At 73.4% G+C, this 26,131-nt stretch carries 28 protein-coding genes; 18 read left to right on the forward strand and 10 right to left on the reverse strand.

Annotated elements, in window-relative coordinates; all coding sequences use genetic code 11:
- Positions 1–42 precede the first annotated feature (42 nt).
- The 3 genes from ABIB53_RS06850 (at position 43) to guaA (ending at position 2,795) form a co-directional block, all read left to right on the forward strand.
- Entirely contained in the window at positions 43–813 is a 771-nt protein-coding gene (locus tag ABIB53_RS06850; protein WP_354587613.1) for an SURF1 family protein, read from the forward strand.
- Positions 810–1,151 carry a DUF3817 domain-containing protein gene (locus ABIB53_RS06855; protein WP_068273305.1) on the forward strand — a complete coding sequence of 114 codons (342 nt, stop codon included), beginning with the start codon at positions 810–812 and terminating at the stop codon, positions 1,149–1,151. Before ABIB53_RS06850 ends, ABIB53_RS06855 begins: the two co-directional genes overlap by 4 nt.
- A gap of 66 nt (positions 1,152–1,217) precedes the next feature.
- Positions 1,218–2,795, forward strand: a complete 1,578-nt coding sequence (gene guaA, locus ABIB53_RS06860; RefSeq protein WP_068273307.1) for a glutamine-hydrolyzing GMP synthase — start codon at positions 1,218–1,220, stop codon at positions 2,793–2,795.
- 19 nt (positions 2,796–2,814) lie between these two features.
- On the opposite strand, the gene ABIB53_RS06865 is transcribed toward guaA, so the two are convergent.
- Complete coding sequence (locus ABIB53_RS06865) at positions 2,815–3,246, reverse strand: hypothetical protein (RefSeq protein WP_354587614.1); 432 nt, start codon at positions 3,244–3,246, stop codon at positions 2,815–2,817.
- Between the two features lie 119 nt (positions 3,247–3,365).
- Between ABIB53_RS06865 and ABIB53_RS06870 the strand changes: the two genes are divergently transcribed.
- Both ABIB53_RS06870 and ABIB53_RS06875 read left to right on the forward strand, forming a co-directional pair.
- Positions 3,366–4,460 (forward strand): WXG100 family type VII secretion target, encoded by a 1,095-nt coding sequence (locus ABIB53_RS06870; protein WP_354587615.1) that lies wholly within the window; start codon positions 3,366–3,368, stop codon positions 4,458–4,460.
- 17 nt (positions 4,461–4,477) lie between these two features.
- On the forward strand, positions 4,478–5,344 hold the full coding sequence (locus ABIB53_RS06875) for a hypothetical protein (protein ID WP_354587616.1): 867 nt from the start codon (positions 4,478–4,480) through the stop codon (positions 5,342–5,344).
- Here the strand turns inward: ABIB53_RS06875 and ABIB53_RS06880 are convergent.
- Positions 5,337–5,903, reverse strand: a complete 567-nt coding sequence (locus ABIB53_RS06880; RefSeq protein ID WP_354587617.1) for a hypothetical protein — start codon at positions 5,901–5,903, stop codon at positions 5,337–5,339. The two genes, ABIB53_RS06875 and ABIB53_RS06880, sit on opposite strands and share 8 nt — an antisense overlap.
- Positions 5,904–5,934: 31 nt before the next feature.
- On the opposite strand from ABIB53_RS06880, the gene ABIB53_RS06885 reads away from it, so the two are divergent.
- The 3 genes from ABIB53_RS06885 to ABIB53_RS06895 all read left to right on the forward strand — a co-directional run bounded on the left by ABIB53_RS06885 (position 5,935) and on the right by ABIB53_RS06895 (position 8,835).
- Positions 5,935–6,630 carry a lysophospholipid acyltransferase family protein gene (locus ABIB53_RS06885; protein ID WP_354587618.1) on the forward strand — a complete coding sequence of 232 codons (696 nt, stop codon included), beginning with the start codon at positions 5,935–5,937 and terminating at the stop codon, positions 6,628–6,630.
- Between the two features lie 76 nt (positions 6,631–6,706).
- Positions 6,707–8,044: a MurT ligase domain-containing protein gene (locus tag ABIB53_RS06890; RefSeq protein WP_354587619.1), complete on the forward strand. Its 1,338-nt coding sequence runs from the start codon at positions 6,707–6,709 to the stop codon at positions 8,042–8,044.
- Positions 8,041–8,835 (forward strand): type 1 glutamine amidotransferase, encoded by a 795-nt coding sequence (locus ABIB53_RS06895; RefSeq protein ID WP_083968532.1) that lies wholly within the window; start codon positions 8,041–8,043, stop codon positions 8,833–8,835. Before ABIB53_RS06890 ends, ABIB53_RS06895 begins: the two co-directional genes overlap by 4 nt.
- Here ABIB53_RS06895 and ABIB53_RS06900 read toward each other — a convergent pair.
- Together ABIB53_RS06900 and ABIB53_RS06905 are read right to left on the reverse strand one after the other, a co-directional pair.
- Positions 8,832–9,887, reverse strand: a complete 1,056-nt coding sequence (locus ABIB53_RS06900; RefSeq protein ID WP_354587620.1) for a lysylphosphatidylglycerol synthase transmembrane domain-containing protein — start codon at positions 9,885–9,887, stop codon at positions 8,832–8,834. The genes ABIB53_RS06895 and ABIB53_RS06900 overlap by 4 nt on opposite strands.
- On the reverse strand, positions 9,884–10,759 hold the full coding sequence (locus tag ABIB53_RS06905; RefSeq protein ID WP_354587622.1) for a PIG-L deacetylase family protein: 876 nt from the start codon (positions 10,757–10,759) through the stop codon (positions 9,884–9,886). The genes ABIB53_RS06900 and ABIB53_RS06905 overlap by 4 nt, the downstream gene beginning before the upstream one ends.
- A gap of 42 nt (positions 10,760–10,801) precedes the next feature.
- Between ABIB53_RS06905 and ABIB53_RS06910 the strand changes: the two genes are divergently transcribed.
- From ABIB53_RS06910 to ABIB53_RS06920, 3 genes are read left to right on the forward strand one after another with little or no spacing between them, the layout of a single operon-like run.
- Positions 10,802–11,965: a glycosyltransferase family 4 protein gene (locus ABIB53_RS06910; RefSeq protein ID WP_354587624.1), complete on the forward strand. Its 1,164-nt coding sequence runs from the start codon at positions 10,802–10,804 to the stop codon at positions 11,963–11,965.
- Complete coding sequence (locus ABIB53_RS06915) at positions 11,962–12,699, forward strand: NUDIX hydrolase (RefSeq protein WP_354587625.1); 738 nt, start codon at positions 11,962–11,964, stop codon at positions 12,697–12,699. Before ABIB53_RS06910 ends, ABIB53_RS06915 begins: the two co-directional genes overlap by 4 nt.
- Before the next feature lie 10 nt (positions 12,700–12,709).
- Positions 12,710–13,045 carry a hypothetical protein gene (locus ABIB53_RS06920; protein ID WP_068273328.1) on the forward strand — a complete coding sequence of 112 codons (336 nt, stop codon included), beginning with the start codon at positions 12,710–12,712 and terminating at the stop codon, positions 13,043–13,045.
- Positions 13,046–13,123: 78 nt separating this feature from the next.
- Here ABIB53_RS06920 and ABIB53_RS06925 read toward each other — a convergent pair whose 3' ends face one another.
- The 3 genes from ABIB53_RS06925 to ligD are packed head-to-tail and all read right to left on the reverse strand — an operon-like array spanning position 13,124 to position 15,926.
- Positions 13,124–14,122: a quinone oxidoreductase family protein gene (locus ABIB53_RS06925; RefSeq protein WP_068273331.1), complete on the reverse strand. Its 999-nt coding sequence runs from the start codon at positions 14,120–14,122 to the stop codon at positions 13,124–13,126.
- A 5-nt stretch (positions 14,123–14,127) separates the two neighbouring features.
- Positions 14,128–14,952: a uracil-DNA glycosylase gene (locus ABIB53_RS06930; protein ID WP_354587626.1), complete on the reverse strand. Its 825-nt coding sequence runs from the start codon at positions 14,950–14,952 to the stop codon at positions 14,128–14,130.
- Positions 14,949–15,926, reverse strand: a complete 978-nt coding sequence (gene ligD, locus ABIB53_RS06935) for a non-homologous end-joining DNA ligase (RefSeq protein WP_354587627.1) — start codon at positions 15,924–15,926, stop codon at positions 14,949–14,951. Before ligD ends, ABIB53_RS06930 begins: the two co-directional genes overlap by 4 nt.
- Positions 15,927–16,029: 103 nt before the next feature.
- Between ligD and ABIB53_RS06940 the strand changes: the two genes are divergently transcribed.
- The 4 genes from ABIB53_RS06940 to pcrA all read left to right on the forward strand — a co-directional run bounded on the left by ABIB53_RS06940 (position 16,030) and on the right by pcrA (position 19,535).
- Positions 16,030–16,170: a putative leader peptide gene (locus ABIB53_RS06940; RefSeq protein ID WP_354587628.1), complete on the forward strand. Its 141-nt coding sequence runs from the start codon at positions 16,030–16,032 to the stop codon at positions 16,168–16,170.
- Positions 16,145–16,642, forward strand: a complete 498-nt coding sequence (locus tag ABIB53_RS06945; RefSeq protein ID WP_354587629.1) for a cupin domain-containing protein — start codon at positions 16,145–16,147, stop codon at positions 16,640–16,642. Before ABIB53_RS06940 ends, ABIB53_RS06945 begins: the two co-directional genes overlap by 26 nt.
- A complete protein-coding gene (locus tag ABIB53_RS06950; protein WP_068274254.1) occupies positions 16,639–17,031 on the forward strand; it encodes a rhodanese-like domain-containing protein in 393 nt (130 codons plus the stop codon). Before ABIB53_RS06945 ends, ABIB53_RS06950 begins: the two co-directional genes overlap by 4 nt.
- Before the next feature lie 71 nt (positions 17,032–17,102).
- Positions 17,103–19,535: a DNA helicase PcrA gene (pcrA, locus tag ABIB53_RS06955; RefSeq protein WP_354587630.1), complete on the forward strand. Its 2,433-nt coding sequence runs from the start codon at positions 17,103–17,105 to the stop codon at positions 19,533–19,535.
- 39 nt (positions 19,536–19,574) lie between these two features.
- Here pcrA and ABIB53_RS06960 read toward each other — a convergent pair whose 3' ends face one another.
- Entirely contained in the window at positions 19,575–20,270 is a 696-nt protein-coding gene (locus tag ABIB53_RS06960) for a helix-turn-helix transcriptional regulator (RefSeq protein WP_201465742.1), read from the reverse strand.
- A 73-nt stretch (positions 20,271–20,343) separates the two neighbouring features.
- Here ABIB53_RS06960 and ABIB53_RS06965 point away from each other — a divergent pair, with 73 nt between their 5' ends.
- Positions 20,344–21,081, forward strand: coding sequence for an alpha/beta fold hydrolase (locus ABIB53_RS06965; protein WP_354587631.1), 738 nt, complete (start codon positions 20,344–20,346; stop codon positions 21,079–21,081).
- Between the two features lie 99 nt (positions 21,082–21,180).
- Here ABIB53_RS06965 and ABIB53_RS06970 read toward each other — a convergent pair whose 3' ends face one another.
- Positions 21,181–22,095 carry a M23 family metallopeptidase gene (locus tag ABIB53_RS06970; protein ID WP_354587633.1) on the reverse strand — a complete coding sequence of 305 codons (915 nt, stop codon included), beginning with the start codon at positions 22,093–22,095 and terminating at the stop codon, positions 21,181–21,183.
- 141 nt (positions 22,096–22,236) lie between these two features.
- Positions 22,237–23,148, reverse strand: a complete 912-nt coding sequence (locus ABIB53_RS06975) for an esterase/lipase family protein (RefSeq protein WP_354587634.1) — start codon at positions 23,146–23,148, stop codon at positions 22,237–22,239.
- A 241-nt stretch (positions 23,149–23,389) separates the two neighbouring features.
- On the opposite strand from ABIB53_RS06975, the gene sucC reads away from it, so the two are divergent.
- Positions 23,390–24,571: an ADP-forming succinate--CoA ligase subunit beta gene (gene sucC / locus ABIB53_RS06980; RefSeq protein WP_068273341.1), complete on the forward strand. Its 1,182-nt coding sequence runs from the start codon at positions 23,390–23,392 to the stop codon at positions 24,569–24,571.
- A 16-nt stretch (positions 24,572–24,587) separates the two neighbouring features.
- Positions 24,588–25,478 carry a succinate--CoA ligase subunit alpha gene (gene sucD, locus ABIB53_RS06985; protein WP_068273342.1) on the forward strand — a complete coding sequence of 297 codons (891 nt, stop codon included), beginning with the start codon at positions 24,588–24,590 and terminating at the stop codon, positions 25,476–25,478.
- The last annotated feature ends 653 nt before the right edge of the window (positions 25,479–26,131 follow it).

Below are 26,131 nucleotides of genomic sequence, written 5' to 3' on the forward strand. Positions count from 1 at the left end.
CCCGTGCAGGGAGCCCTCAGGGGCGGGACGTAACCTGGGCGGGTGCTCAGGACCGCGACCCGCCCGAAGTGGCTGGGTCTGCTGGTCCTCGCGCTCCTCGGTGCCGCGCTCGCCGTGACCGCCGGGCGCTGGCAGTGGGCCGTCGCCCACGACCGGGCCCGCGAGGAGGCCGTGCGCGAGGTGCAGGAGCGTCCCGTCGAGCCGATCGCCGACGTCATCGCGCCCCACGAGGGCTTCCCCGACGACGGGTCCGGCCAGCGCGTCGACGTCACCGGCGAGTACGAGCCCGGCAGCGGCTTCGTCGTCGTCGGCCGGCTGCTCGACGGGCGCGAGGGCGGCTGGGCCGTCGAGCGGCTCGTCGTCGAGCAGACCGGGGCCAACCTGCCCGTCGTGCGCGGCTGGCTGCCGAAGGGGGAGGAGCCCCCGGCGCCCCCGACCGGCACCGTCGACGTCGTCGCCTCGCTCGCGCCGGGCGAGGCCCCCGACACCGCGACCGGGCTCGCCCCCGGCACCGCCTCGACCGTCGACCTCGCCGCCCTCGTCAACGACTGGCCGGGCGAGCTGTACAACGGCTTCGGCTTCGTCGTCGACGAGCGCGGCGGGTCCGGCGCCACCCCGCCCGACGGGCTGGAGCGGGTGCCCCCGCCCCTGCCCGACACCTCGCTGGACTGGCGCAACGCCAGCTACGCGGCCCAGTGGTACGTCATCGCCGCCTTCGTCATCTGGATGTGGTGGCGGATGATGCGTCAGGAGGCCCGACGCGACGAGACGCCCGCGCAGGAGCGCGCGGTCGTGCAGACAGGAGAGTTATGACCCAGACGAGCAGGACCGGCACCGGGGCGAGCCCCCGCCAGGTCGCGAGCGCGCTGTCCTTCTTCCGGGTGAGCGCGATCGTCGCCGGTCTGGCGATGTTCGTCCTCATCCTCGAGATGGTCCTCAAGTACGGCATGGGCAACGACGTGCTCACGTGGTGGAGCCCCGTCCACGGCCTGATCTTCATGGTCTTCGCCGCCGCGACGGCCAACCTCGGCCTCAAGGTGGGCTGGGGGATCGGGCGGATGGTCGCGATCCTCCTCCTCGCGTGCATCCCCTTCGTCGCCTTCGTCGAGGAGCGCCGCGTCGTGCGCGAGGTCGCGCCGCTCACCAGCTGAGCAGCTCTCCGCGGGGCGGGCGAAGGGGGAGCGAGGAGCGCCCTCGCGCCCCGGTAGCCTGGGCGCGTGACGGAATCGCTGAAGCAGCACCCTGTCCTCGTCGTCGACTTCGGCGCCCAGTACGCCCAGCTCATCGCCCGTCGGGTGCGTGAGGCGAAGGTCTACAGCGAGGTCGTCCCCCACGAGACGAGCGCCGCCGACCTGCTCGCGAAGGAGCCGGCCGCGATCATCCTCTCGGGCGGCCCGAGCTCGGTGTACGAGGAGGGCGCGCCCGAGCTGCAGGCCGAGCTGCTCGAGGCCGGGGTCCCCGTCTTCGGCATGTGCTACGGCTTCCAGTCGATGGTCCAGGCCCTCGGCGGGACCGTCGAGCGCACCGGGCTGCGCGAGTACGGCAGCACCCGGGCGCGCATCGCCGACCGTGAGTCGACCCTCTTCAACGGCCAGCCCGAGGACCAGTCGGTGTGGATGAGCCACGGCGACTCGGTCATCGAGGCGCCTGAGGGCATGCGGGTCACCGCGACGACCTCCGGCGCCCCCGTCGCCGCCTTCGAGGACGACGAGCGTCGTCTCTACGGCGTGCAGTGGCACCCCGAGGTCATGCACTCGACCTTCGGGCAGCGGGTCCTCGAGAACTTCCTGCTCCGCGGCGCCGGTCTCTCCGCCGACTGGACCGCGAGCAACGTCGTCGACGACCAGGTCGCGGCGATCCGCGAGCAGGTCGGCGAGGACCGCGTCCTGTGCGCGCTCTCCGGTGGTGTCGACTCCTCCGTCGCGGCCGCGCTCGTCCAGCGCGCCGTCGGCGACCAGCTGACGTGCGTCTTCGTCGACCACGGCCTGCTGCGCCAGGGCGAGGCCGAGCAGGTCGAGCAGGAGTTCGTCGCGGCGACGGGGGTCGACCTCGTCGTCGTCGACGCCAAGGAGCAGTTCCTCGGTGCCCTCGCCGGGGTCACCGAGCCCGAGGCGAAGCGCAAGATCATCGGCCGAGAGTTCATCCGGGTCTTCGAGCAGGCCGCCCGCGACGTCGTCGAGGACCGCGGAGACGCCGAGCACCCCGTGAAGTGGCTCGTCCAGGGCACGCTCTACCCCGACGTCGTCGAGTCCGGCGGCGGCTCGGGCGCGGCGAACATCAAGAGCCACCACAACGTCGGCGGGCTGCCCGACGACCTGCAGTTCAGCCTCGTCGAGCCGCTGCGCGCGCTCTTCAAGGACGAGGTGCGCCAGGTCGGCCGCGAGCTCGGCGTCCCCGACCCGATCGTCGACCGCCAGCCCTTCCCCGGGCCCGGTCTGGGCATCCGCATCATCGGCGAGGTCACCGAGACCAACCTCGACATCCTGCGTCGCGCCGACGCGATCGCCCGCGAGGAGCTCACGCAGGCCGGTCTCGACAAGGAGATCTGGCAGTGCCCCGTCGTGCTGCTCGCCGACGTGCGCTCCGTCGGCGTCCAGGGCGACGGCCGGACCTACGGCCACCCGGTCGTCCTGCGTCCGGTCTCCTCCGAGGATGCGATGACCGCGGACTGGACCCGCGTCCCCTACGACGTGCTCGCCCAGATCTCCACCCGCATCACCAACGAGGTCGAAGAGGTCAACCGAGTCGTCCTCGACGTCACGAGCAAGCCGCCGGGCACCATCGAGTGGGAGTGAGCGCGGCGCTGCGCCGGGTCTAGGCCCGGTCCTGCAGCAGCTGCCACAGCGCGGCGCCGCCGCCGCACACGAGGACGACGACGACCGCCATCGCGACGTTCGTCAGGACCGTCCGCGCGTGCGGTGCCGCCGAGCGCTGCTGCGGGACCAGGCCGATCATCCCCTTCGCCTCCGAGGTCCGGGGCAGCGCGTAGTGCACGTCGACCTGCCCGCCCGGCGGGACGTCGACGACGAGCTCGGCCTCGCCGTAGCGCGCGACGAGCTGGTAGATGCCGTAGCAGGCGATCGTGTGCCGACCCGGCGTGACCGGCACGAGGGTGCTCGACCCGCTGCCGACGCTCGGCAGCAGCTGCACCTCGTGGCCGTCGACGCGGCAGCGCACCTGGCCCCCGCTCGCCCCGCTCACGGCATGCACGACGACGGCGCTGCCCGGTCGCGGATGAGCTGTCATGGGCGGTGAGCGTATCGGGGCAGGAGGGCAGTACTCCCCATGGTCGGGCGGCTCGTCGCGCCCCTAGTCTTCGAGCAGACAGGGGCGGAGCCGCCGACGCGACGGGCAGGGGGATGCAGATGACGGTCACCGAGGGGATGGACGTCGAGCGGGTGCGCTCGATCGCCACGCAGCTCATGGATCTCGGGTCGAGGGTCGAGGACGTGCGCCAGGAGGGCCAGGCCCGGGTCGACGTCCTCGACGACGTGTGGGCCGGGCCCGACCTCGAGCACTTCCAGCGCTCCTGGCGCGCGACCGTGCCGCGCCTCACCCACGCGGGTCAGGCGATGCGCGACTACGGGCAGCGCCTCGACGACCAGGCCGAGGACCAGGACGACGCGTCCGCCTCGGTCGGGGGGCGCGCCCCCGGTGCGCCGACGCCGCCGGTCCCGCTGCCGCCCCTCCCGCCGGGTCGCACCGGGCAGGGCCAGTCGCTCCTCGACCGCATCTGGGACGCGCTGGACCGCGTCACCCAGCCGGTCCGCGACCTCGTCACCGGGGTGCTCGACGGCATCACCGGCGTCTTCAACAACCTCGCGGTGAAGTTCTCGATGATCGCCGCCGATCTCGTCGACGCCTTCCGCGAGATCTCCCCGAAGTTCAAGGCCTGGCTCGCCGCGACCGGTGGCGTCATCAGCCGCTTCGTCGCGAAGTGGGCGCCGAAGCTCGTGCCGCTCGGTCGCTCGCTGCTCCCCGTGCTCGGCATCGGTGCGAAGTTCCTCAAGGCGCTGCCCTATGTCGGCGCCGGTGTCGCGCTGTGGGAGATGAAGGGCGTCTTCTCCGACGCGTGGAACGGCAGGGCCAACCCCCACGAGATCTGGAACAAGGTGATCCTCGGCGGCGGCTCGTCGGTCGCCGCCTTCTTCCCGCCCTACGGCACGCTCGTCTCGGTCGGGCTGACGCTCGAGCAGCTGCGCCACGAGCACATGCCCACGCTCGACGGCTGGCTCGCGGAGCAGACGGGCATCTCCGAGGACGTCATCCGGATCGGTCGGGTCGGCCTCATGGCACCGATGAACCCGCTCGTCCTCGCCGACCTGCTGCCCGACACCGACTTCGACCTGCCCGGGCCGTCGCCGTCGGAGATCGCCAGCGGCACGTGGGACACGATCAAGGACGTCGCGAAGAACCCGATCCCGCTCCCCTCCCTGCCCAACCCCCTGCCGTGGCCGTGACCGACCCGAAGGACGCCATGACGCTCACCAGCGAGACCACCAGCACCGACGAGGCCGTGGCGGCGGTGGTCGCGCTCGCCCGGGCCGGTGACGAGCCGGTCGACCTCGCGGTGCTCACCGACGAGGAGCTCTACGCCTACTGCGACGAGCCGGCCGACTCCACGCCGCACGGGCTGTGGTTCGCCAACCTCACCGAGGAGGCACAGCAGGCGGCCGCGCTCGGGGCGCTGCGCTCCGCCGCTGCTCGGGACGCGGTCGACGTCGAGCTCGACACGACGGGCGAGGACGCGGTCGGTCACGTCGTGCTCGACGACCAGGTGGTCGCGGCCCTGGCCCTGCGCTCGCGCGAGATCCGTCTGTCGCTGCGTGTCGTGGGGTCGATGGGCGAGACGTGGTACCTCCTGCGGCACGTCGAGGACGACCTGTGGTGCCGCGAGGTCGTCACGACGCACGGCTTCCACCTCGTAAGCCTCGTGCGTCTCGACGCCGCGGAGCGCGAGGTCTACCTCGGCCGCTTCCAGCTGCCCGACGGGGCGGCGCAGGCCGCCGCGCCCGACGTCGACGTGCTCCTCACCGAGGCCGAGCTGGGGGCCGCGGCCCGCCGCGACGGCGACGAGCTGGGCTTCCTCACCCGGACCCGCCACATCGGCAACCTCGTGCGCTTCCCGGGCCCGGACGGCGAGACCGAGTCGCTCATGGTGCACGTGCAGCCCGAGGGGTCGGTCGTCGTCGGCGACATCGGCGGGGGAGCCGTGCGCTACCGCGGGGGAGTGGGCGCCGACCTCGGCACCGACTGGGACGGCTGGGTCGCGCGCAGCGCGGCCGGGCTCGACGCCCCGCCCGCCGACCCGACGGGCGAGGCGGGTCCCCCTTCGCTCAGCTGAGCAGGATCGGGCCGCCAACGCAGAGCGCGACGACGAGGACGACGACGGCGAGCATCGCGACGAGGACGCCGACGCCCTTGCGCTTCTGCGTCTCGTGCCCGATGGAGCCCGTCGTGAACTGGTGCCACGGCACGGCGTAGAAGACGGGGACGACCTGGCCCTCGCGGACGTCGACCTCCATGCCGGCCTGGCCGTAGCGACGCAGCCACTGGGTGTGCACGTCGACGCGGTGACGGCCCGGGCGAAGGGGGTACAGCGTGGGCCCGAAGGCGCCGCTCACGCGATGCCCGTCGAGATGGACCGCGGGGGTCAGACCGGTCGTCAGGGCGTTGCCCTGGAGGGTGAGCAGGATCGCGCCGTGGCCGGGAGGGGGCGCCATGGTCCGGGAGTGCTCGCCGTGCACGGGCATGATCGCGCCGCCCTGCGGCGGCTGCGGTGCGGGCGACCCGGACGAGTGGTGCGGGGCCTGGTGGTGCTGGGGCGGCGGGGCGGGCGGTCCGGGGTGGTGGTGCGGGGGCTGCTGCGGCGGGGGCGGTCCCACAGGCGGAAGGCTCGACATGCGGCCGACCCTAGGTGACTACCCTGGCCGCATGCCCGCCAACCTGCCGACCCATGTCGCCGAGGTGATCCTGCGCAAGGTGCTCGTCGGGCCGCCGCTCAAGGCCTACCTGCGGATGCGCGTCGAGGGGCGCGAGCACGTGCCCGCCACCGGCGCCGTCATCATCGCGAGCAACCACCTCAGCTTCGTCGACTCGATGGTCATCCCGCTCGCCGCGGGCCGTAAGGTCGGCTTCCTCGGCAAGGCCGAGTACGTCGAGGGCACCGGGGCGAAGGGGTGGCTCAAGCGGCTGTGGTTCAGCGAGTTCGCCGGGATGATCCCGGTCGACCGGGACGACCCCCGGGCTGCCGCCCGGTCGCTCGAGGTCGCCGAGGAGCACCTGCGCTCCGGCGGGGCCTTCGGCATCTACCCCGAGGGCACGCGCAGCCGCGACGGCCGCCTGCACAAGGGCAAGACCGGGGTCGGCCGGCTCGCGGACGCGACCGACGCCGTCGTCGTGCCGTGCACGCTCGTCGGGACCGACCGCGTGCAGCCCGTCGGCGCGCGCGGGCTGCGTCCGCACCGGGTGACGGTCCGCTTCGGCCCGCCGGTCGACGTCGCGAGCCTCAAGCGCCAGCATGTGAAGACCCGGCTCTACCGGGCGATCACGGACGCGGTGATGGAGGAGATCGCGCAGCGCTCGCCGCAGGAGCGCTCCGACGGCTTCTCCGACCGCAGTGCGTCCTGACCCTGCCGGGCGCGACACGGGCGCGCGGACCCCGGTGCGCCGCACGGGCGTCCGGCCCGCCTCCTAGACTGACCGCGTGCTGAGGACGACCGCCGCCGTCATCGCCGGCAAGGCCGCGCGTACCGCCGCCCGCATCAGGGGCGGTGGGTCCGGGGGCTCGGCGCTGCCCGGCCTCGTCGCCGAGCGGGTCGACCCCGGCTTCCTCGCTCACGCCCTCGCCGGGGTGCGCGACGGCGTCGTCGTCGTCAGCGGGACGAACGGCAAGACGACGACGACGAAGATGCTCGTAGCGCTCCTGCGGGCCCACGGGCGCACCGTCTTCACCAACCCCACCGGCTCGAACTTCACCCGCGGCGTCATCTCGGCGATGCTCGAGGAGCTGCCCCTGCGCGGCCGGCTCGAGGCCGACCTCGCCGTGCTCGAGCTCGACGAGGCCCACGCGCTGCACTTCGCGCGGGCGGTCGCCCCGAGCCACGCCCTGCTGCTCAACGTCGCCCGCGACCAGCTCGACCGCTTCGCCGAGATCGACCACACCGCGCGGCTGCTCACCGAGCTCGCCGGCATGACGACGACCGGCGTCGTGCTCAACCGCGACGACTCCTACGTCAACCGGATCGCCGCCGAGCTCGCCGACGGCGTGCAGGTGAGGTGGTTCGGGCTCGACGAGAGCATCGCCGCGCGGCTCGGCGAGCTGCAGGAGCAGGACGTCCGGGCGCAGGACGCCTACACCCCGCCGCCGGCCGGGCCGCTCGACGGCCTGCTCGCCCCGATCGACGAGCAGCAGCTGCTCGTGCGCTGGGGCGAGGAGCACGAGGGCGGCGTCCTCGGACCGGTCACCCTCAAGCAGCGCGGGCTCGCCGCGATGATCAACGCGACCGCCGCGACGACGACCGCCCGGATGCTCCTCGGCGACGACTTCCGCGAGGACGCGACCCTGCACGCGCTGCGCACCGTGGCTCCCCCCTTCGGCCGGGGCGAGGTCATCGACGCCGACGGCCAGCCGCTCGAGCTCGTGCTCGTCAAGAACCCCGCGGGCTTCACCGTCGCGCTCGGCACGTACGGCTCGACGCCCGTCGCGTCGATGATCGCGATCAACGACGACTACGCCGACGGCCGCGACGTCTCGTGGCTCTACGACGTCGACTTCACCCCGCTGCGGGCGAAGGGGGTGGCGCTCACCTCGGGCGTGCGCGGCTGGGACATGGCCCTGCGCCTCGAGTACGACGACGTCGCGGTGGGCCGCACCCTCACGGATCTCGAGGCGGGGCTGAGCACCTTCCTCGCCGAGCACCGCGACGAGCCCAAGCGGGTCTTCTGCACATACACGGCGATGCTCGCCCTGCGCCGGATGCTCGGCGAGCGCTACGACGTGCCCGAGATGGGCACCGACGCACCCGAGGCAGGTCAGGCATGAGCGATCTCGACGTCACCATCCTCGGCGAGCCCCTCGGCTCGTCGCTGCCGGCGGACCCCGGCGGGGAGGGCAAGGGCGAGATCCACCTCGTCCACCTCTACCCGCGCGAGATGAGCATCTACGGCGACCTCGGCAACACCCGCTGCCTCGCCGCCCGGATCCGGCGGCACGGCTACGTGCCGGTCGTCCACCAGCACCACCCGGGCCGGCCCTTCCCGGAGCGCGTCGACCTCGTCGTCGGCGGCGGCGGGCAGGACTCCGGTCAGGTGACCGTCGAGGACGACCTCGAGCGGATCGCCGACCGGCTGCGCGAGCTCGCCGACCAGGGCGTGCCGATGCTCATGATCTGCGGCATGTACCAGCTCTTCGGCAACGCCTTCATCACCGTCGACGGGCAGCGCCTGCCCGGGCTGGGCATCCTCGACGTCACGACCCAGGGCAACGCGAAGCGGATGATCGGCCCCGTCGTGCTGAGCACCGACCACGGTGACGTCGTCGGCTACGAGAACCACTCCGGCTCGACGACCCTCGGGCCCGGCCAGGCCCCCTTCGGGCGGGTGCGCAGCGGTCTGGGCAACAACGGCTCCGACGGCACCGAGGGCGCGATCACCGGTCACGTCATCGGCTCCTACCTCCACGGGCCGATCCTGCCCGCGAACCCGGTCCTCGCCGACACGCTCGTCGGGTGGGCGGCCGAGCACGCGACGGGGTCCCCCTTCGTGCCAGAGACGCTCGACGACTCGACGGCGCGCGAGGCCCAGCAGCGCCAGGTCCGCCGCCTCGTCGGCTAGGCGACCGGCTCGAGGTCGTCGTCGGCGGTGCTCGCCCGGCGCGGCATGACCGTCCACGCGAGCCACCCGATGGCCCCGAGCGGCACCTCCATGAGGTGGGTGAAGACGGAGAAGAGCACGACGCCGGCCATCGCGGCGGCGGGGTCGGCGCCCCACGCGACGAGGGCGGCGGCCGTGCCGGTCTCGGTGACCCCGAGCCCGCCCGGGGTGACGCCGACGGCCGTGAGCAGACGCCCGATCGCGTACGCGGCGAAGAGCTGGCCGAAGGGCAGGTCGACGCCCGTCGCGCGCGTGACGAGCAGGAAGAGCACGTAGTACAGCCCGAAGAAGCCGACCATGCCGAGGGTCATCGACAGCCAGCCGGTGCGCAAGGTCTCGGCGATGCGCGAGCGCAGGTCGCGCGCGGCCCGCTCGACCTGGTCGGCGTGCCGACGCCGCACGACGCGGATGGCGCGGTCGACGGCCGAGCCGACGAGCGCGGCCCCTCGGTCGGTCGCGACGGCGAGGGCGAAGACCGCGAGCACGACGACGCCGGTGACGATCGCCGCCCACGACGCCTCGCGCATCGAGGTCGGCAGGTCGGTGGCGCCGACGGACAGCCCGGCGATCGCGACGACGGGCAGCGCGGCGCGGGTGAGGACGTTCCAGACGCCCGTGACGACGGCCATCGTCGTGACGCGGGCGGCGGAGAAGCCCCACGACTTCGCGATCGTGTACGTCGCGGCGAGGCCGACGGCGCCGCCGCCGGGCAGGAGGTTGCTCACCGACGAGCCGCACAGGTTGAGCACGAGCGCTCGCCCGTGGCTCAGGCCGGGCATGGCGCCGACCATGACGAAGGTGTAGCAGTACAGGCCGGCGAGGACGAGGGCGACGTAGATCAGGGCGGAGGTCGCCGGCACGGTGCCGAGCACCGAGAAGACCTCCGACCAGCTCGTCTTGGCGAAGTAGGGCAGGCCCCACACGAGCATGACGGCGGCGAGCCCGAGACCGAGGGTGACCTGCAGCCCGCGGCGCACGAGGACGCGGCGGCGGTCGGGGGCCTGGGTCGTCATGAGCCGGCCTCGACGTCGGCGAGGAGGTCGCGGCGCACGGGGGAGCCCGCGGGCAGGGCCGGGTCGCGGTACCACTCGCGGCCGAAGACGAGGTCGTAGAGCGGGCGGGGGATGCGCAGCAGCATCCCGAGCGTCCGGGCGTCGCCCGCGGAGCCGCTCGTCTGGCTCGCGTGGGCGCGCATGGAGGCCCGCTTCGCGCGGATGTGGGAGCGCACGGAGATGCGGTGGGTGATCTCGGAGCGCGCCGAGTAGGCCCGGTCGAAGGACGCGCGGTCGAAGGCGTCGGGGAAGCGGTAGACGCGCCCGACGAGGTCGAGGGCCCGGCAGATCGTGTCGCGGGGCACCGTCGCCTCGAGGACGCGAAGGGGGAGCCCGCTCGCCTCTCGGTAGCGCTGCGCCGCGGCGGCACCGACGTGGTGGACGTGGACGTGGTCGCGGTGGCCGTAGCCGCCGTGGCAGTCGTAGGTGAGCAGGACGTCGGCGCGCTCCTCGAGCAGCACCTCGGCCACACGCTCGGCGGCCTCCTCGACGGGCACCCGGGCGAAGCGGGTGGCCCCCGCGGGGTCGGGCTCCATCTGCGGGTCGCTGCCGGAGTCGGCGTAGCCGAGCTCGACGACACGGGCGACGCCCAGCGCGCGGGCGCTCGCGGCGAGCTCGCGGCTCCGGGTGGCGGCGAGGTGGTCCCCCTTCGCGCCGTAGGCCGAGGCGTCGGCCAGCCCCTGCGCCCCGTCGGTGGCGACGACGAGGACGACGCGGTGGCCCTCGGCGGCCGCGCGGGCCATCGTGCCGGCGGTGAGGAGGGCCTCGTCGTCGGGATGGGCGTGGAGGGCGACGATCGTGCGGCCGCCCCCGCCTGCGGGCTGCGAGGTCATCGGCCACACCCTCCCACACCCGGCCGTGGCACCCTGGCACCCGTGAAGGTCGCCCTGCTCACCGACTGCTACCCCCCGCGTGTCGGGGGCATCGAGTCGCAGGTCGCCGACCTCGCCGCGCATCTCGTCGACGACGGTCACGAGGTCGAGGTCTTCACGGCGACGACGGGTGCGGCGGGTCAGTCCCGCGGCGACGTCGAGGAGGGCCCGGTGCGGGTGCACCGCCTCGCCGAGCCGCTGCTGCGGGTGCCGGTCAACCCCTTCGCGGTGCCCGAGCTGCGCCGCCGGCTGGCGGCGGGGAGCTTCGACGTGGCGCACGTGCACGTGGGGGTGGTCAGCCCCTTCGCGTGGGACGCGGCTCGGGTGAGCACAGGTCTCGGGCTGCCGACGGCGATCACGTGGCACTGCGTGCTGCACCGGGCGGCGGCGCTGTACCGCGCGTCGGGGGTGCTCGCGCGGTGGACCGGGCGGGGCGCGGCGCTGTCGGCGGTGTCGACCTTCGCCGCGGGCCAGGTGCGCGCCGCCGCCCCCGCGGGCACGCAGGTGTCGGTGCTCCCCAACGCGATCGACCTCGACCGGTGGCGCACCCACCTACCACGCCGTACTGGTCGCGTTGACGACCAGTACGGCGTGGTAGCCGGCGGCGAAGGGGGGTCGACGCCGGGCGACGGGGGGCCGATCCGGCTCGTCTCGACGATGCGGCTGGCTCCGCGCAAGCGCCCCCTCGAGCTCGTCGACGCCTTCGTCGCGGCGGGGCTGGGGGACCGGGCGCGGCTCGAGGTCGTCGGTGACGGCCCGCTGCGCGCCCGGCTCGAGCACCGGGTCGCGGAGCTGCCCACCGGGCAGGTCGTCGTGCGCGGGCGGCTGCCCCGCGAGGACCTGCGCGCGCTCTACGCCGACGCCGACGGCTACCTCGCGCCGACCCGGCTCGAGGCCTTCGGCATCGCGGTGCTCGAGGCCCGCGCCGCCGGGCTGCCCGTCGTCGCCATGGGTGGCTCGGGGGTGGACGACGTCGTCGACGACGGCGTGTCCGGTCTGCTCGTGCCCGACGACGCGGGGCTGACGCGTGCCGTCGCCCGCTTCGTCACCGACGACGCCCTGCGCGCACGGATGGCGGCGCACAACCGGACCGTCCCGCCGCGGCAGGTGTGGTCGCACGTCCTGCCCGAGGTGCTCGCGGAGTACGAGCGGGCTGGGGCGCGATGAGCAGGGTGCTGCTGCGGGTCTGCGCCGACGCCGGGGGAGCGGCCGGTCTGCTCGACGAGTGCGACCCGACCGCGCTCGTTTCCCTTCGCCACGGCGAGGACCCGCGGGCCGCGCTCGCAGCGGTGGGGTGGCACGACCCGCGCTGGCTCGGCGCGAGCCGACCGGCGGGCGAGCCCGAGACCGTCGAGATCGAGGTGGCCGCCCGTCGTGGCGAGGTCACCCCCTTCGTGCCGGCGGTCGCGCCGCTCGACGCCGGTCTCGACCTCGCACCGGGCGAGGAGGTCGTGCCGCACCAGCGGGTCGCCGCCTACGCCGTCGTCGTCGAGGGGGGTGCGCTCCTGCTCACCCAGCTCTCCTCTCGGGTGCACGCCGCCCCCGGCCGCTGGACCCTGCCCGGCGGCGGGCTCGACCCCGGCGAGGACCCGGTCGCCGGGCTCGTGCGCGAGGTGTGGGAGGAGAGCGGCCAGGACGCCGAGATCGGCGGGCTGCTCGACGTGCAGACGCAGCACTGGGTGGGGCGGGCGCCGAGCGGTGCGCTCGAGGACTTCCACGCCGTGCGGCTGATCTACCGGGCCCGGGTGGCCGCGCCCAGCGCCCCGGTCGTGCACGACGTGGGCGGCTCGACGGCCGCGGCGCGTTGGGTGCCGCTCGACGAGATCGACGCGCTGCCGCTCGTCCCTACGGTGCGCCTGCTGCGCGAGGCCGGGCACCTCGGCGATACCCCCGGCCCGTAAACTCCGCGGTATGGAAGCCCTGCGCCTCGTCCTCTACGTCCTGCACATGATCGCGATGGTGGCGATCGTGCTCTCCCCCTTCGTCGCGGCCCTCGGGCGCACGACCCAGGTGTGGGCTGCCCGGGTCCAGCTGCTCATCGGGCTCCTGCTCGTCGGCGTCCTCGAGATGCAGGACGCGAGCCTGAACCACACGAAGATCGGCGTGAAGCTGCTCGTGGCGCTCGCCGTCGTCGCCTGCGCCGAGATCGCGAACGCGCGCGCCCGCCGTGGCGAGAGCCACCGCCCGCTCATGCTCGCCGCGGCCGGTCTCACCGTGGTCAACGCGCTCGTCGCCTTCCTCTGGTGACCGCGCGCGTCGGACTGTGCCTCGTCATCGGGGAGCGCTGACGCCCCCGGCATCTCGTCCCCGTCTGCGTGCTGGGACTCAGGGGAGCAGGAGCAGCTTGCCGGTGCTGCGCCGGCCCTCGAGGTCGGCGTAGGCGCTCGCGGCGTCGTCCCAGGAGTAGCGGCCGCCGACGTGCACGTCGAGCCGGCCCTCGGCGACGGCGCCGAGCAGCTCGGCGGCGCGGCCGCGCAGCTCCTCGGTCGTCGCGATGTGGTGGGCGAGCGTCGGGCGGGTGAGGAAGAGCGAGCCGCCGGAGTTGAGGCGCTGGATGTCGAAGGGGGGCACCTGGCCGCTCGCCCCGCCGAAGAGCACCATGAGCCCTCGCGGTCGCAGCGAGGCCAGCGAGGCGTCGAAGGTCGCGGCCCCGACCCCGTCGTAGGCGACGTCGACGCCGTCCTCCCGACCGAGGCGGTGGGCGGCGCCCTCGATCTCGGAGGCGAGGTCGTCCCCCTTCGCCTCGCGGTAGTCGATGACCTCCCGCGCGCCGAGGTCGCGGGCGATCTCGCACTTCTCCGGACCGCCCGCGGTGGCGATGACCGTGCCGCCGAGGTCGGTGATCATCTGCACGAGCAGGCGGCCGACGCCGCCGGCCGCGGCGTGCACGAGAGCGAGCGTGCCCGGCCGGACCTCGAAGGTCGAGCGGGTGAGGAAGTGCGCGGTGAGCCCCTGGAGCAGGGCGGCGGCGGCGATCTCGAGGTCGACGCCGTCGGGCACCGGGACGACCCGCGCCGCCGGGAGCACGGTGACCTCGGCGGCCGAGCCGAGGGTGAAGGGCCACGCGACCCGGTCGCCGGGGGTGAGGTCGTGGACCCCCTCGCCGACGGAGCGCACGACTCCCGCCCCCTCGTTGCCGATGACGAAGGGGGTCTGCGTCGGGTAGACCCCTTCGCGCTGGTAGACGTCGATGAAGTTCACCCCGACGGCCGCGACCTGCACCGCGACCTCGCCGGGTCCGGGGGAGGGCTCGAGCCGGGACTCGACGGCGAGGACGTCGCCCCCACCGGTGGACGTGGCGACGAGGGCACGGATGTCGGTCATGCGGCTCACCCTGGCAGAGACGCGAGGACGTCGTCGAGCATGTCCTGCGTCAGCCTCCCGGTGAAGGTGTTCTGCTGGCTCACGTGGTAGCAGCCGACGAGCTCGACGGGTCGGCCGGACGGCGTCGCGACGGCCGCGCGGGCGCCGTGCCCGAAGCGTGGCTTGGGCCGCGGCACCTGCCACCCGGCGCCGCGCAGCGCGGTGACGGTCGCGTCCCAGCCGATCGAGCCGAGGCACAGGATCGCCTCGACGTGCGGCTCGCTGATGCGCAGGCTGGCCTCGAACCACGGCGCGCAGGTCGCCCGCTCCTCGCCGGTCGGCTTGTTCGCCGGCGGGGCGCAGCGCACGGGCGCGACGATGCGCACGCCGGTGAGCTCGAGGCCGTCCCCGGCGGCCCACGACTGCGGCTGGCTCGCGTAGCCCGCGCGGTGCAGCGCCGCGTAGAGCCAGTCGCCGGAGCGGTCCCCGGTGAAGTTGCGCCCCGTGCGGTTGGCGCCGTGCGCCGCGGGCGCGAGCCCGACGACGAGCACCCGGGCGTCGAGCGGGCCGAGCCCGGGCACCGGACGGCCCCAGTACGGCTGGTCGGCGAAGGCGGCGCGCTTGGTCGTCGCGACCTCCTCGCGCCAGTCGACGAGCCGGGGGCACGCACGGCACACGGTGATCCGTGCAGCCAGCTCGGCCGGGTCGGGCGTCGCCGCGAGCCGGCGCACGCCGGCGGGCGTGCGTGCGACCGGCGTCCGGTCGGTGGCCGGGTCGCCGGGCCAGCCCGTGCCCGGCGGGACCGGGCTGGCGAAGGGGGCACCCGTCACCGGGTGGGGGAGGAGGGTCACGCGTCGTCCTCGTCCGGGTCGGGCGGCACCTGCTCGCCCGCGTCCTCGTCGCGCTCGGCCCACTCGAGGAGCGGGGTGAGGTCGTAGGCGACGTCGTCGATGCCGGCGTGGAGGTCGCCGAGCTCGGCGAAGCGGGCCGGCACGGTCGCGATGGTGCACTCCTGCGGCTCCACGTCGGTGATCTCGTCCCACGTGATCGGGGTCGAGACCGTCGCCCGTGCGTTGCCGCGCACGGAGTACGCGGCGGCGATCGTGTGGTCCCGCGCGTTCTGGTTGTAGTCGACGAAGACGGCGGAGGGGTCGCGGTCCTTGCGCCACCACGTCGTCGTCACGAGCTGGGGCGCGCGCCGCTCGACCTCGCGGGCGAAGGCGAGCGCCGCGCGCCGCACCTCGCCGAACACCCACCGCGGCTCGACGCGCACGTAGACGTGCAGCCCGCCGCCGCCCGAGGTCTTCGGGTAGCCGACGATGCCGAGCTCGTCGAGCACCTCGTGGACGACGCCGGCCACCTCGCGCACCCGGTCCAGCCCGGCCTCGGGCATCGGGTCGAGGTCGATGCGCCACTCGTCAGGACGGTCGACGTCGGCGCGGCGCACGTTCCACGGGTGCAGCTCGACGGTGCTCATCTGCACCGCCCAGACGATCTGCGCCAGCTCGGTCGGGCACAGCTCGTCGGCGTGCAGGCCGTAGCGCGGGAAGTGCAGGCGCACGGTCTCCACCCACGGCGGCGCCCCCTGGGGCAGCCGCTTCTGGTGCACCTTCGCGCCCGACACCCCCTTCGGGAAGCGGTGGAGCATCGTCGGCCGCTCCCGCAGCGCCCGCAGGATGCCGTCGCCGACCGCGACGTAGTACTGCGCGAGGTCGAGCTTCGTCGCGCCCGTCTCGGGGAAGTACACCCGTTGCGGCGAGGAGATGCGCACGTCGCGCCCGCCGACCTCGAGATGGACGTCCTCGCCGTGCTCTCCCTTGGCCATGGGGGCAGCGTAGGAGCCGCGGCGTGCTCGGTGGCGGCGAAGGGTGCGTCCACGATGCGAAACGCCTACTGACTTGGTAGGAGATGGGTGGTGGGATCGGGGCATGACCTCGACGACGCCGCTGCACCGACGCCGGCACGTCGACCTCATGCGCCTCTCCGCCGCGATGTGTCCGGGGCCTCGCCCCCGCCCGCACACCTCGCACCCCAGGAGAGACCATGCCCGTCCCCAGCAGCACCGCTGATCTCGCGGCCGACGCCCGCGACCTCACCCCCGTCCAGCTGCTGCGCCTCGCGCGGCTCTTCGCCGGCCGCCCCGGCATCGCCGACGAGGCGACCGCGCGCCCCGACGCCGACCCCCACGAGCGCACCTGGCTCCAGCTCGCGGGCGCCCCGCACCTGCAGGTCTGGCTCATCCGCTGGCCCCCCGGCACCTCGACCGGCTGGCACGACCACGGCAGCGCGGTCGGCGCCTTCACCGTCGTGCGGGGCGCGCTCACCGAGCGCACCCGCGTCGCCCAGGTGCAGGAGGAGCGCCTCGGCGCCGGAGACGGGCGCGCCTTCGGGGCCTCTCACGTCCACGACGTCGTCAACCTCGGCGAGGACGAGGCCGTGAGCATCCACGCGTACTCGCCGTCCCTGGAGCAGATGACCCACTACGACCTCGTCGACGGCCGGCTGCGCCCGGCCGGTGTCGAGCGCCGGGAGGCGTGGTGAGCACTCCCGGCATCGAGGGGCGGCTCGAGGCCGCCCGGGCCCAGATCGACCGGGTGACTCCCGAGGAGGCCTGGCGCGAGGTCGAGGACGGCGCCGTCGTCGTCGACATCCGGCCGGTCTCGCAGCGCGAGACCACCGGCGAGCTGCCGGAGGGGCCGGGCTCGGTCGTCATCGACCGCAACGTCCTCGAGTGGCGTCTCGACCCCACCTCGGGCGCCAGCCTGCCGATCGCGTCGACCGACCTGCGGGTGCTCGTCCTGTGCCAGCAGGGCTACGCGTCCTCGCTGGCCGCGCAGACCCTGCGCGAGGTCGGCATCCACCGTGCGGCCGATGTCGTCGGCGGCTTCGACGCGTGGCTCGAGGCGGGCCTGCCCGTCCGCAGGCCGTAGGGCGAAGGGGGAGCCCCGCCCGCCCGCGGTGGGCGGGGCTGTCCGCGCCGCGACGTAGGGTTGGACCCGAGATGAGCAGCCTCTTCGACGACCTCCCCGACGCGATGCCCGGCGACTGGTCCACCGCCGTGACCGACTCCGGCGTGCCCACCTGGGCGATGACCGACGAGGGCCCGGCCCGGGCGGGGACGCACCCCGCCCACCCCGGCGGGCGCGACCCCGACGAGCTGCTCGAGGGGCTCAACCCGCAGCAGCGTGAGGCCGTGCTCCACGAGGGCTCCCCGCTGCTCATCATCGCCGGCGCCGGCTCGGGCAAGACCCGCGTGCTCACGCACCGCATCGCCCATCTGCTGGCAGCCCGCGGGGTCCAGCCGGGCCAGGTCCTCGCCATCACCTTCACCAACAAGGCCGCCGCCGAGATGCGCGAGCGGGTCGAGGACCTCGTCGGCCCGCGTGCCAAGGCGATGTGGGTCATGACCTTCCACTCGGCGTGCGTGCGCATCCTGCGCCGCGAGGCGACGAAGGTCGGGATGCGAAGCAGCTTCTCGATCTACGACGCCGCCGACAGCCAGCGCCTCATCGCGCTCGTCATGCGCGACCTCGACCTCGACTCCAAGCGCTACCCGCCGCGCTCCTTCGGCCACCAGATCAGCAACCTCAAGAACGAGCTCGTCGACGAGGAGGACTTCGCCCGCCGGGTCGGCAGCGAGCACGACGAGGCGCCCGGCGGCACGCACCAGGAGCAGGTGCTCTCCGAGGTCTACACCGCCTACCAGCGGCGCCTGCGCGAGGCCAACGCGCTCGACTTCGACGACATCATCATGACGACGGTCGGCATCCTCCAGGCCTTCCCCGACGTCGCCGAGCACTACCGGCGTCGCTTCCGCCACGTCATGGTCGACGAGTACCAGGACACCAACCACGCGCAGTACATGCTCATCCGCACCCTCGTCGGCGGCAGCCCCGACCACGAGCCGGCCGAGCACGCGGTCGGCCCGAGCGAGCTCGTCGTCGTCGGCGATGCCGACCAGTCCATCTACGCCTTCCGCGGCGCGACGATCCGCAACATCGCCGAGTTCGAGCAGGACTACCCCGACGCCCGCACGATCCTGCTCGAGCAGAACTACCGCTCGACCGAGACGATCCTGCGCGCGGCGAACGCCGTCATCGAGCGCAACGAGTCGCGCCGCCCGAAGCGGCTGTGGACCGAGTCCGGTGCGGGCGACGCGATCGTCGGCTACGTCGCGGACAACGAGCACGACGAGGCGTCCTTCATCGCGACGCGGATCGACACCCTCTCCGACGAGCATGGGGTCAAGCCCGGCGACGTCGCGGTCTTCTACCGCACCAACGCGCAGTCGCGCGCCATCGAGGAGGTCTTCGTCCGCGTCGGCCTGCCCTACAAGGTCGTCGGCGGCACGCGCTTCTACGAGCGGCGCGAGATCAAGGACGCGCTCGCCTACCTGCGTGTCATCGCCAACCCGACCGACACCGTCAACCTGCGCCGCATCCTCAACGTGCCCAAGCGCGGCATCGGCGACCGGGCCGAGGCCGCGGTCTCCCAGCTCGCCGAGCGCGAGCGGATCCCCTTCGTCGCCGCCCTCGGCCGCGCCGAGGACGCGCCGGGGCTCGTCACCCGCTCGCTCACCGCGATCCGTGGCTTCACCTCGCTGCTCGAGGGGCTGCAGGGCGTGCGCGAGAGCGGTGAGGGAGTCGGCGACCTGCTGACGGAGGTCCTCGAGCGCTCCGGCTACGTCGACGAGCTGCGCGCCAGCCGTGACCCGCAGGACGAGACCCGGCTGGAGAACCTCGCCGAGCTCGTCGCCGTCGCCCGCGAGTTCGACGCGACCCGGGTCGCCACCGGCGAGGAGATCAGCCTCGACGACTTCCTCGAGCAGGTCAGCCTCGTCGCCGACGCCGACGAGATCCCCGACCAGCCCGACGGCGAGGTGGAGGACCGAGGGGTCATCACCCTCATGACCCTCCACACGGCGAAGGGGCTCGAGTTCCCCGTCGTCTTCCTCACCGGCATGGAGGACGGGACCTTCCCGCACATGCGCAGCCTGGGCAAGGCGAGCGAGCTCGAGGAGGAGCGGCGCCTGGCCTACGTCGGCATCACCCGCGCCCGGGAGCGGCTCCACCTGTCGCGGGCGAGCGTCCGCTCTGCCTTCGGGACCCCGCAGTACAACCCCGCCTCCCGATTCCTCGCCGAGATCCCCGAGGAGCTCCTCGAGTGGGAGCGCACGGGGCCGACCTCGCCGGTCGCGCGCCGCGGCGAGCCCGCCGTGGCCCGGCTCGCAGCCCGTCCCGGCGTGCGCTCGCCGGGCAACCGGCCGGTCATCGCGCTCGACGCCGGCGACCGGGTGACGCACGACGCCTTCGGGCTCGGCACCGTCGTGCGCGTCGAGGGCGAGGGCGAGAAGTCGATGGCGCACGTCGACTTCGGGGGCGAGACCGGCGTCAAGCGCCTGCTCCTGCGCTACGCGCCGCTCACCAAGCTCTAGACCCGGGCGTCGAGGACGACGGGGTCGCCCCAGCGGCTCTCACCCGCCGCCGTGGACCGGACGGGCGTGCGGCGGGGGCTCGCCGATCTCGGCGACGGTGTGGCCGGTGCACGGGGTCCGCGTCACGGTGGCCGACTCGACCCGCGACACGGTGAACCACCGCATCGCGTCGCGGGTCCGGCACCAGGCCACGAGGTGCCACCGGCCGGCCGTGGATGCGAAGAGCACGGGCTCGACGTCACGCGTCGTCGTGACCCCCTGCGCCGACGTGTACCGGATGCGGACGACCCGCTGCTCGGCCATCGCCTCCTCCAGTGCCGACCTGACCCGCCGGGCGGGGGAGGGGGGCGCGTCGACCCACACGCGGCCGGCCAGCTCGAGGGACCGTGCCCGGGTCCGGGGGTCGAGCACGTCGACGATCTTGCGGACCCCCGCCGCGGCGAGATCTGCGTACGGGGCGTCCGGGGCGGCGGACACGGCGGCCATGAGCGCCACCGCCTGTGCCGGCGACAGGCTGACGGGCGCGAGCGACGCGCCGGCGGCCATGCCGTACCCGCCCCCGGGGCCCGGACGTGACCAGACGGGCGCGCCGCTGCGCTCGAGCGCAGCCACGTCTCGCTTGACGGTGCGGACAGAGACCCCGAGCTCCTCGGCCAGTCGCTCGGCGGAGACGCCCGACGGTCCGGCCCGCCGCAGCATCTCCGAGACGGCGTGCAGCCGCTCGGCACGCCTCATCGCGTCACCCGCCGCAGATCCATGACACAGATGGTGACATGCCGTTGACCACTGCACCCGAGACGATGGGGTCATGACACCGACGACACCCAGCCCCGTCCTCCTCCTCGCCGGCCACTGGCTGGGCGCCTGGGCCTGGGACGACGTGCTCGAGCACCTGGGGCCGGCCGCGGCCCGGGCGCATGCGCTGACGCTGCCCGGCCTCGACCCCGGCGACCCGCTGCGCCGCACCCGGACCCTCGAGGACCAGGTCGACGCGATCTGCACGGCGCTGGGACGGCTCGGCGGCTCGTCGCAGGACGCTGCCGTGGTCGTCGCCCACAGCGGGGCGAACGCGCCGGTCAGCCGCGTGCTCGACCGGCACCCGCAGCTCGTGCGCCGGGTCGTGTGGGTCGACTCCGGCCCGGCGACGTCCGGGAGCGCCGCCGCGCCGGACCTGCCGCCGGGGGTCGAGGAGCTGGAGCTGCCCCCCTTCGCCGTCCTCGCCGAGCAGGCGAGCCTCGAGGGCCTGAGCCCGGAGGTGCTCGAGACCTTCCGGGCCAGGGCGGTCCCCGAGCCGGCCCCGGTGCTCCGCCAGGCGGTCGAGCTCACGCACGACGACCGGCACGACGTGCCGACCACCCTCGTGTGCTGCTCGATCCCGAGCGCGCAGGTGCTCGAGCTGGCACGTGGCGGGCACCCGATGTTCGCCGACGTCGCCCGGCTGACGACCGTCGACGTCGTCGACCTGCCGACCGGTCACTGGCCGATGTGGAGCCGCCCGGACGAGCTCGCCGCCGTCATCGCGGCGGCGGCGTCGAGCCCCGCCTGAGACCTGCGACGGGCACGTCCGTCCCTGGGCGCGAGAGAGGGCCGCACCGGTCATCGGTGCGGCCCTCTCTCATGCCCACGACCCCGTGGACGGGTCGGATCAGTAGGTCAGACCCTTGGCGGCCAGCCAGGAGCGCGGCGCGACGGGCTCGCCACCGCCCGGGTGGATCTCGAGGTGCAGGTGGGGCCCGGTCGAGCGGCCCGAGTTGCCGGACAGGCCGACCTGCTCGCCCGCGGAGACCTTCTGGCCCACGGTGACCTGGAGGCTGCTCATGTGGCCGTAGCGCGAGATCGTGCCGTCGGTGTAGCGGATGTCGACCATCGTGCCGTAGCCGCTCTGCTGCCCGGCGAAGACGACCTCGCCGTTGCTCATCGCGCGCAGCGGGGTGCCGATCGGCACGCCGAAGTCGTCACCAGCGTGCATGCGACCCCAGCGGGGGCCGAAGCCGGAGGTGAAGACGGGGTTGGTCAGCGGCAGGACCCAGGCGCCGTCGGCCACGGCGGGGGTGCCCGCGGCGTCGACCGTGACGTCCTCGGTGGAGACGCCGAGCTCCTTGGCCGCGGCCTTCTTCTCTGCGGCACGCTGCTTCGCGGCCTCGCGCTTCTGCGCGGCCAGCTCCTTGCGCTTCTTGTCGCGGGCGACGCGCTGGCGCTCCTGCGCCCGCCCCTGGCCCTCGGCCACGGACTGGCTGCTCTCCTGGCGTCGCTGCGCCAGGTCGGTGTAGCCGGCGACGGTCTGGGCGACCTCGCCCTTCGAGCGCTCGGCGAGCGCCGGGTCGGCGAGCGCCTCGCTGTGCTGGGCAGCCGGGGCCGTGAAGGCGCTGACGGCCGTGCCCGAGGCGAGCGCGGTGCTCTGGGCTGCGGTCGCCCCGCCGGCGGTCACGACGAGCGTCGCGGCAGCGGCGGTGGGCAGGGCGTATCCGGCACCGAAGGCCTTGGGGAGGCGACGACGGCCGGTGGCGGCGCGTCGCTCGGCGCGGGTGGGCGTGCGGTGGCGCCCGGAATAGCTTGACATCGAGAAAGTCCTCGCAGGGGGTCGCGGACAAATCTCGGCGAGCCTAGCGTGACCACTTCGTTACACAAAACTCGGGCTGTGGACAGCGGCTCGCCCGAGTCCGCGAGGACCCGTGCGTGTGGCGATATGCGGTTGTCGGCGCTAGGCCGGGGTGATCGAGGTCACTGACGCGGTGGGCGCTCCGTCGTTGTCGAGCTGGGTCAGGGTCGTGGAGATCCGGTGGGCCACGCTGGGCAGGATCGGCAGGGACAGGTGGCCGACGCCGGTGAGGGGGACGTCGGTCACCGCGAGGTCGGGGTGTCGCAGCTGGGCGTGGTGGGCCGGGAGCACGGCCTCGTCGGTGTCGGACCAGAAGCACACGAAGCGCGTCGTGCACCCCGGGACCGGTCGGTCGAGCTCCTCGAAGAGGGGGCTGCCCGGCCGCAGCTGGCGGGCGATCCGCAGCGGGAGCAGGCGGGCCATGTGCGTGCCCTGGTGGGGGGAGCCGAGGGTGACGACCGTGTGCACTCGGTCGTCACCACCGAGACGGGTCACGTAGTAGCGCGCGATCAGCCCACCGAGGCTGTGCGCGACGACGTGGATCCGCTCGTACCCGGTCTCCTCGCAGATCTGCTCGATCTCCGCGGCCAGCTGTGCCGCGGCGGTGCGCACGTCGGACGTGCGCACCGAGTAGTTCATCGAGTAGACCCGGCTGAAGCCGCGCCGCTGCAGACCCCGTCGCAGCAGCGCGAAGATCGAGTGGTTGTCGACCATCCCGTGGATGAGGAGGATCGGCGTGCCGCTCTCGGCCACACCGGAGACGACCATGCCGCGCTGGAGCGGGGTGAGGTGCTCCATGCGGTAGCGATGACCGGCTCCGCCCCGCCGCGGCGCGAGCGCCCCGAGCGGGTATACCGCGAGATGACTCAGTCCCCACATCGCCTCGACCATCGACCCCAGGACGGCGTGCGGGCTGGCCAGGGCGCGGGCACGCTCGACGACGTACGACCCGAGATCCCCGGATGTCGGCGGGGTGCTCGACTCGTGCGTGACGAGGCGTGGCTGCGGCTCCATGACGAGATCGACAGTAACCGTCTGACCTGCCCCGATGGCCTTGTGTGTCGAGGGTTTTCGTGCGTCCTCGTGCGGTCGGGCCGACGACGGGGGTGGGCGCCCCCTTCGCCGGGGCCTGCGTCCCACCCGCAGGACCGGGCGTGCCCGGGTGACGGCGGGAGGTCTAGGCTCCGGGACTACACCCGTGGGGCATGTGCGACAGCCATGCCCCTGTGCCCGAGAAAGAGGACGGATAACGCTCGTGGATCTCTTCGAGTACCAAGCACGTGACGTGTTCGAGAAGCACGGTGTCCCGGTCCTGGCCGGCGCCGTGGCCACCACCCCGGCGGAGGCCCTGGCCGCGGCCGAGCAGATCGGCGCCCGCAGCGGCGGCGTCACCGTGGTCAAGGCCCAGGTCAAGACCGGTGGCCGAGGCAAGGCCGGTGGCGTCAAGGTCGCCAAGACCGCGCAGGAGGCCGAGGTCCACGCGCAGGCGATCCTCGGGATGGACATCAAGGGCCACACCGTGAAGAAGGTGATGATCGCCCAGGGCGCGAAGATCGCCGAGGAGTACTACTTCTCGATCCTGCTCGACCGCGCGAACCGCCGCTACCTCGCCATGTGCTCCGTCGAGGGCGGCATGGAGATCGAGCAGCTCGCCGAGGAGCGCCCCGAGGCGCTGGCGAAGATCGCCGTCGACCCCAACGTCGGCATCGACGACGCGAAGGCCACCGAGATCGTGCAGGCCGCCGGCTTCGACGCCGAGACGGCCCCCAAGGTCGCCGAGGTCCTCAAGTCGCTGTGGACCGTCTACCGCGAGGAGGACGCGACCCTCGTCGAGGTCAACCCCCTCGTCAAGGACGAGGACGGCAACATCGTCGCCCTCGACGGCAAGGTGACCCTCGACGGCAACGCCGACTTCCGCCAGCCCGGCCACGCCGAGCTCGAGGACAAGGACGCCGCCGACCCGCTCGAAGCCAAGGCCGCGGCGATGGGTCTCAACTACGTCAAGCTCGACGGCAACGTCGGCATCATCGGCAACGGCGCGGGCCTGGTCATGTCGACCCTCGACGTCGTCGCCTACGCCGGGGAGGACCACACCGGCGGCGCGAGCAAGCCGGCCAACTTCCTCGACATCGGCGGCGGCGCCTCCGCGGAGGTCATGGCCAACGGCCTCGACGTCATCCTCGGCGACGAGCAGGTCAAGTCCGTCTTCGTCAACGTCTTCGGCGGCATCACCGCGTGCGACGCGGTCGCCAACGGCATCGTCGGCGCGCTGAAGACCCTCGGCGACTCGGCGACCAAGCCGCTCGTCGTGCGTCTGGACGGCAACAACGTCGTCGAGGGTCGGCAGATCCTCGCCGACTTCGACCACCCCCTCGTGACCATCGAAGAGACCATGGACGGCGCGGCCCGCAAGGCCGCCGAGCTGGCCGCCAAGTAAGGACGAAGAGACTCAAATGGCAATCTTCCTCACCGCTGACTCCAAGGTCGTCGTCCAGGGCATGACCGGCTCCGAGGGCATGAAGCACACGACGCGCATGCTCGCCTCCGGCACGAACGTCGTCGGCGGCGTCAACCCGCGCAAGGCCGGCCAGACCGTCGACTTCCCCGAGGGCAAGCAGGTCCCCGTCTTCGGCTCCGTCGCCGAGGCGATGGAGGCCACCGGCGCCGACGTCACCGTCGTCTTCGTGCCCCCGGCCTTCGCCAAGTCCGCCGTCGTCGAGGCGATCGACGCCGGCATCGGCCTGGCCGTCGTCATCACCGAGGGCATCGCGGTCAAGGACTCCGCGGAGTTCTACAACTACAGCCTCGGCAAGGGCACCCGGATCATCGGCCCGAACTGCCCCGGCCTGATCAGCCCCGGTCAGTCCAACGCCGGCATCATCCCGGCCGACATCGCCGGCCCGGGCCGCATCGGCCTGGTCTCGAAGTCGGGCACGCTGACCTACCAGATGATGTACGAGCTCAAGGAGTTCGGCTTCTCCTCGGCGGTCGGCATCGGCGGCGACCCGGTCATCGGGACGACGCACATCGACTGCCTCGAGGCCTTCGAGGCCGACCCCGACACCGACGCGATCGTCATGATCGGCGAGATCGGCGGCGACGCAGAGGAGCGTGCCGCGGCCTACATCGCCGAGCACGTCACCAAGCCCGTCGTCGGCTACGTCGCGGGCTTCACCGCTCCCGAGGGCAAGACGATGGGCCACGCCGGCGCCATCGTCTCGGGCTCCTCGGGCACGGCGGCCGCGAAGAAGGAGGCCCTCGAGGCCGCCGGGGTCAAGGTCGGCAAGACGCCGTCCGAGACCGCGGCCCTCATGCGCGAGATCATGGCCCAGATCAGCGCCTGACCTCCCGCACCACCTCTGCCGAAGGGGGACCACCGCGAGGGTGGTCCCCCTTCGTCGTGCGCACGGGCACCTCGACCAGCGAAGGGGGTTGCGGTGATCTCGAGGCTCCTTCGTCGCACCTCGACCGACGAGGGGGGCTTTGCTGGTCGAGGTGCGAAGGCCCCCAGGCCTGAGCCTCGAGGCCACGTGCGGTGGTCTCGAGGCTCCTTCGTCGCACCTTGACCGACGAGGGGGGCTTTGGTGGTCGAGGTGCAAAGGCCGCCAGGCCTGAGCCTCGAGGCCACGAGGGGTGGTCTCGAGGCTCCTTCGTCGCACCTCGACCAGCGAAGGGGTGGTCTCGAGGCTCCTTCGTCGCACCTCGACCAGCGAAGGGGTGGTCTCGAGGCTCCTTCGTCGCACCTCGACCAGCGAATGAGCACCTTCGTCGCAACTCGACCAGCGAAGGGGTGGTCTCGAGGCTCCTTCGTCGCACCTCGACCAGCGAATGAGCACCGTCGTCGCACCTCGACCAGTCAAGGGGTGGTCTCGAGGCTGCTCGTCGCACCTCGACCGGCAACGAGGGCGCTCCTCTGACCTCGGTCGAGCAGGGTGATCCATCTTTCAACGGCAGATTTCGCGTCTGCGTGGCGCAAGCGGGCAAGAGGCCCTAGTGT

The sequence above is a fragment of the Janibacter sp. UYMM211 genome (assembly GCF_040547045.1).
In the GTDB taxonomy this organism is placed as follows: Bacteria; Actinomycetota; Actinomycetes; order Actinomycetales; family Dermatophilaceae; genus Marihabitans; species Marihabitans melonis.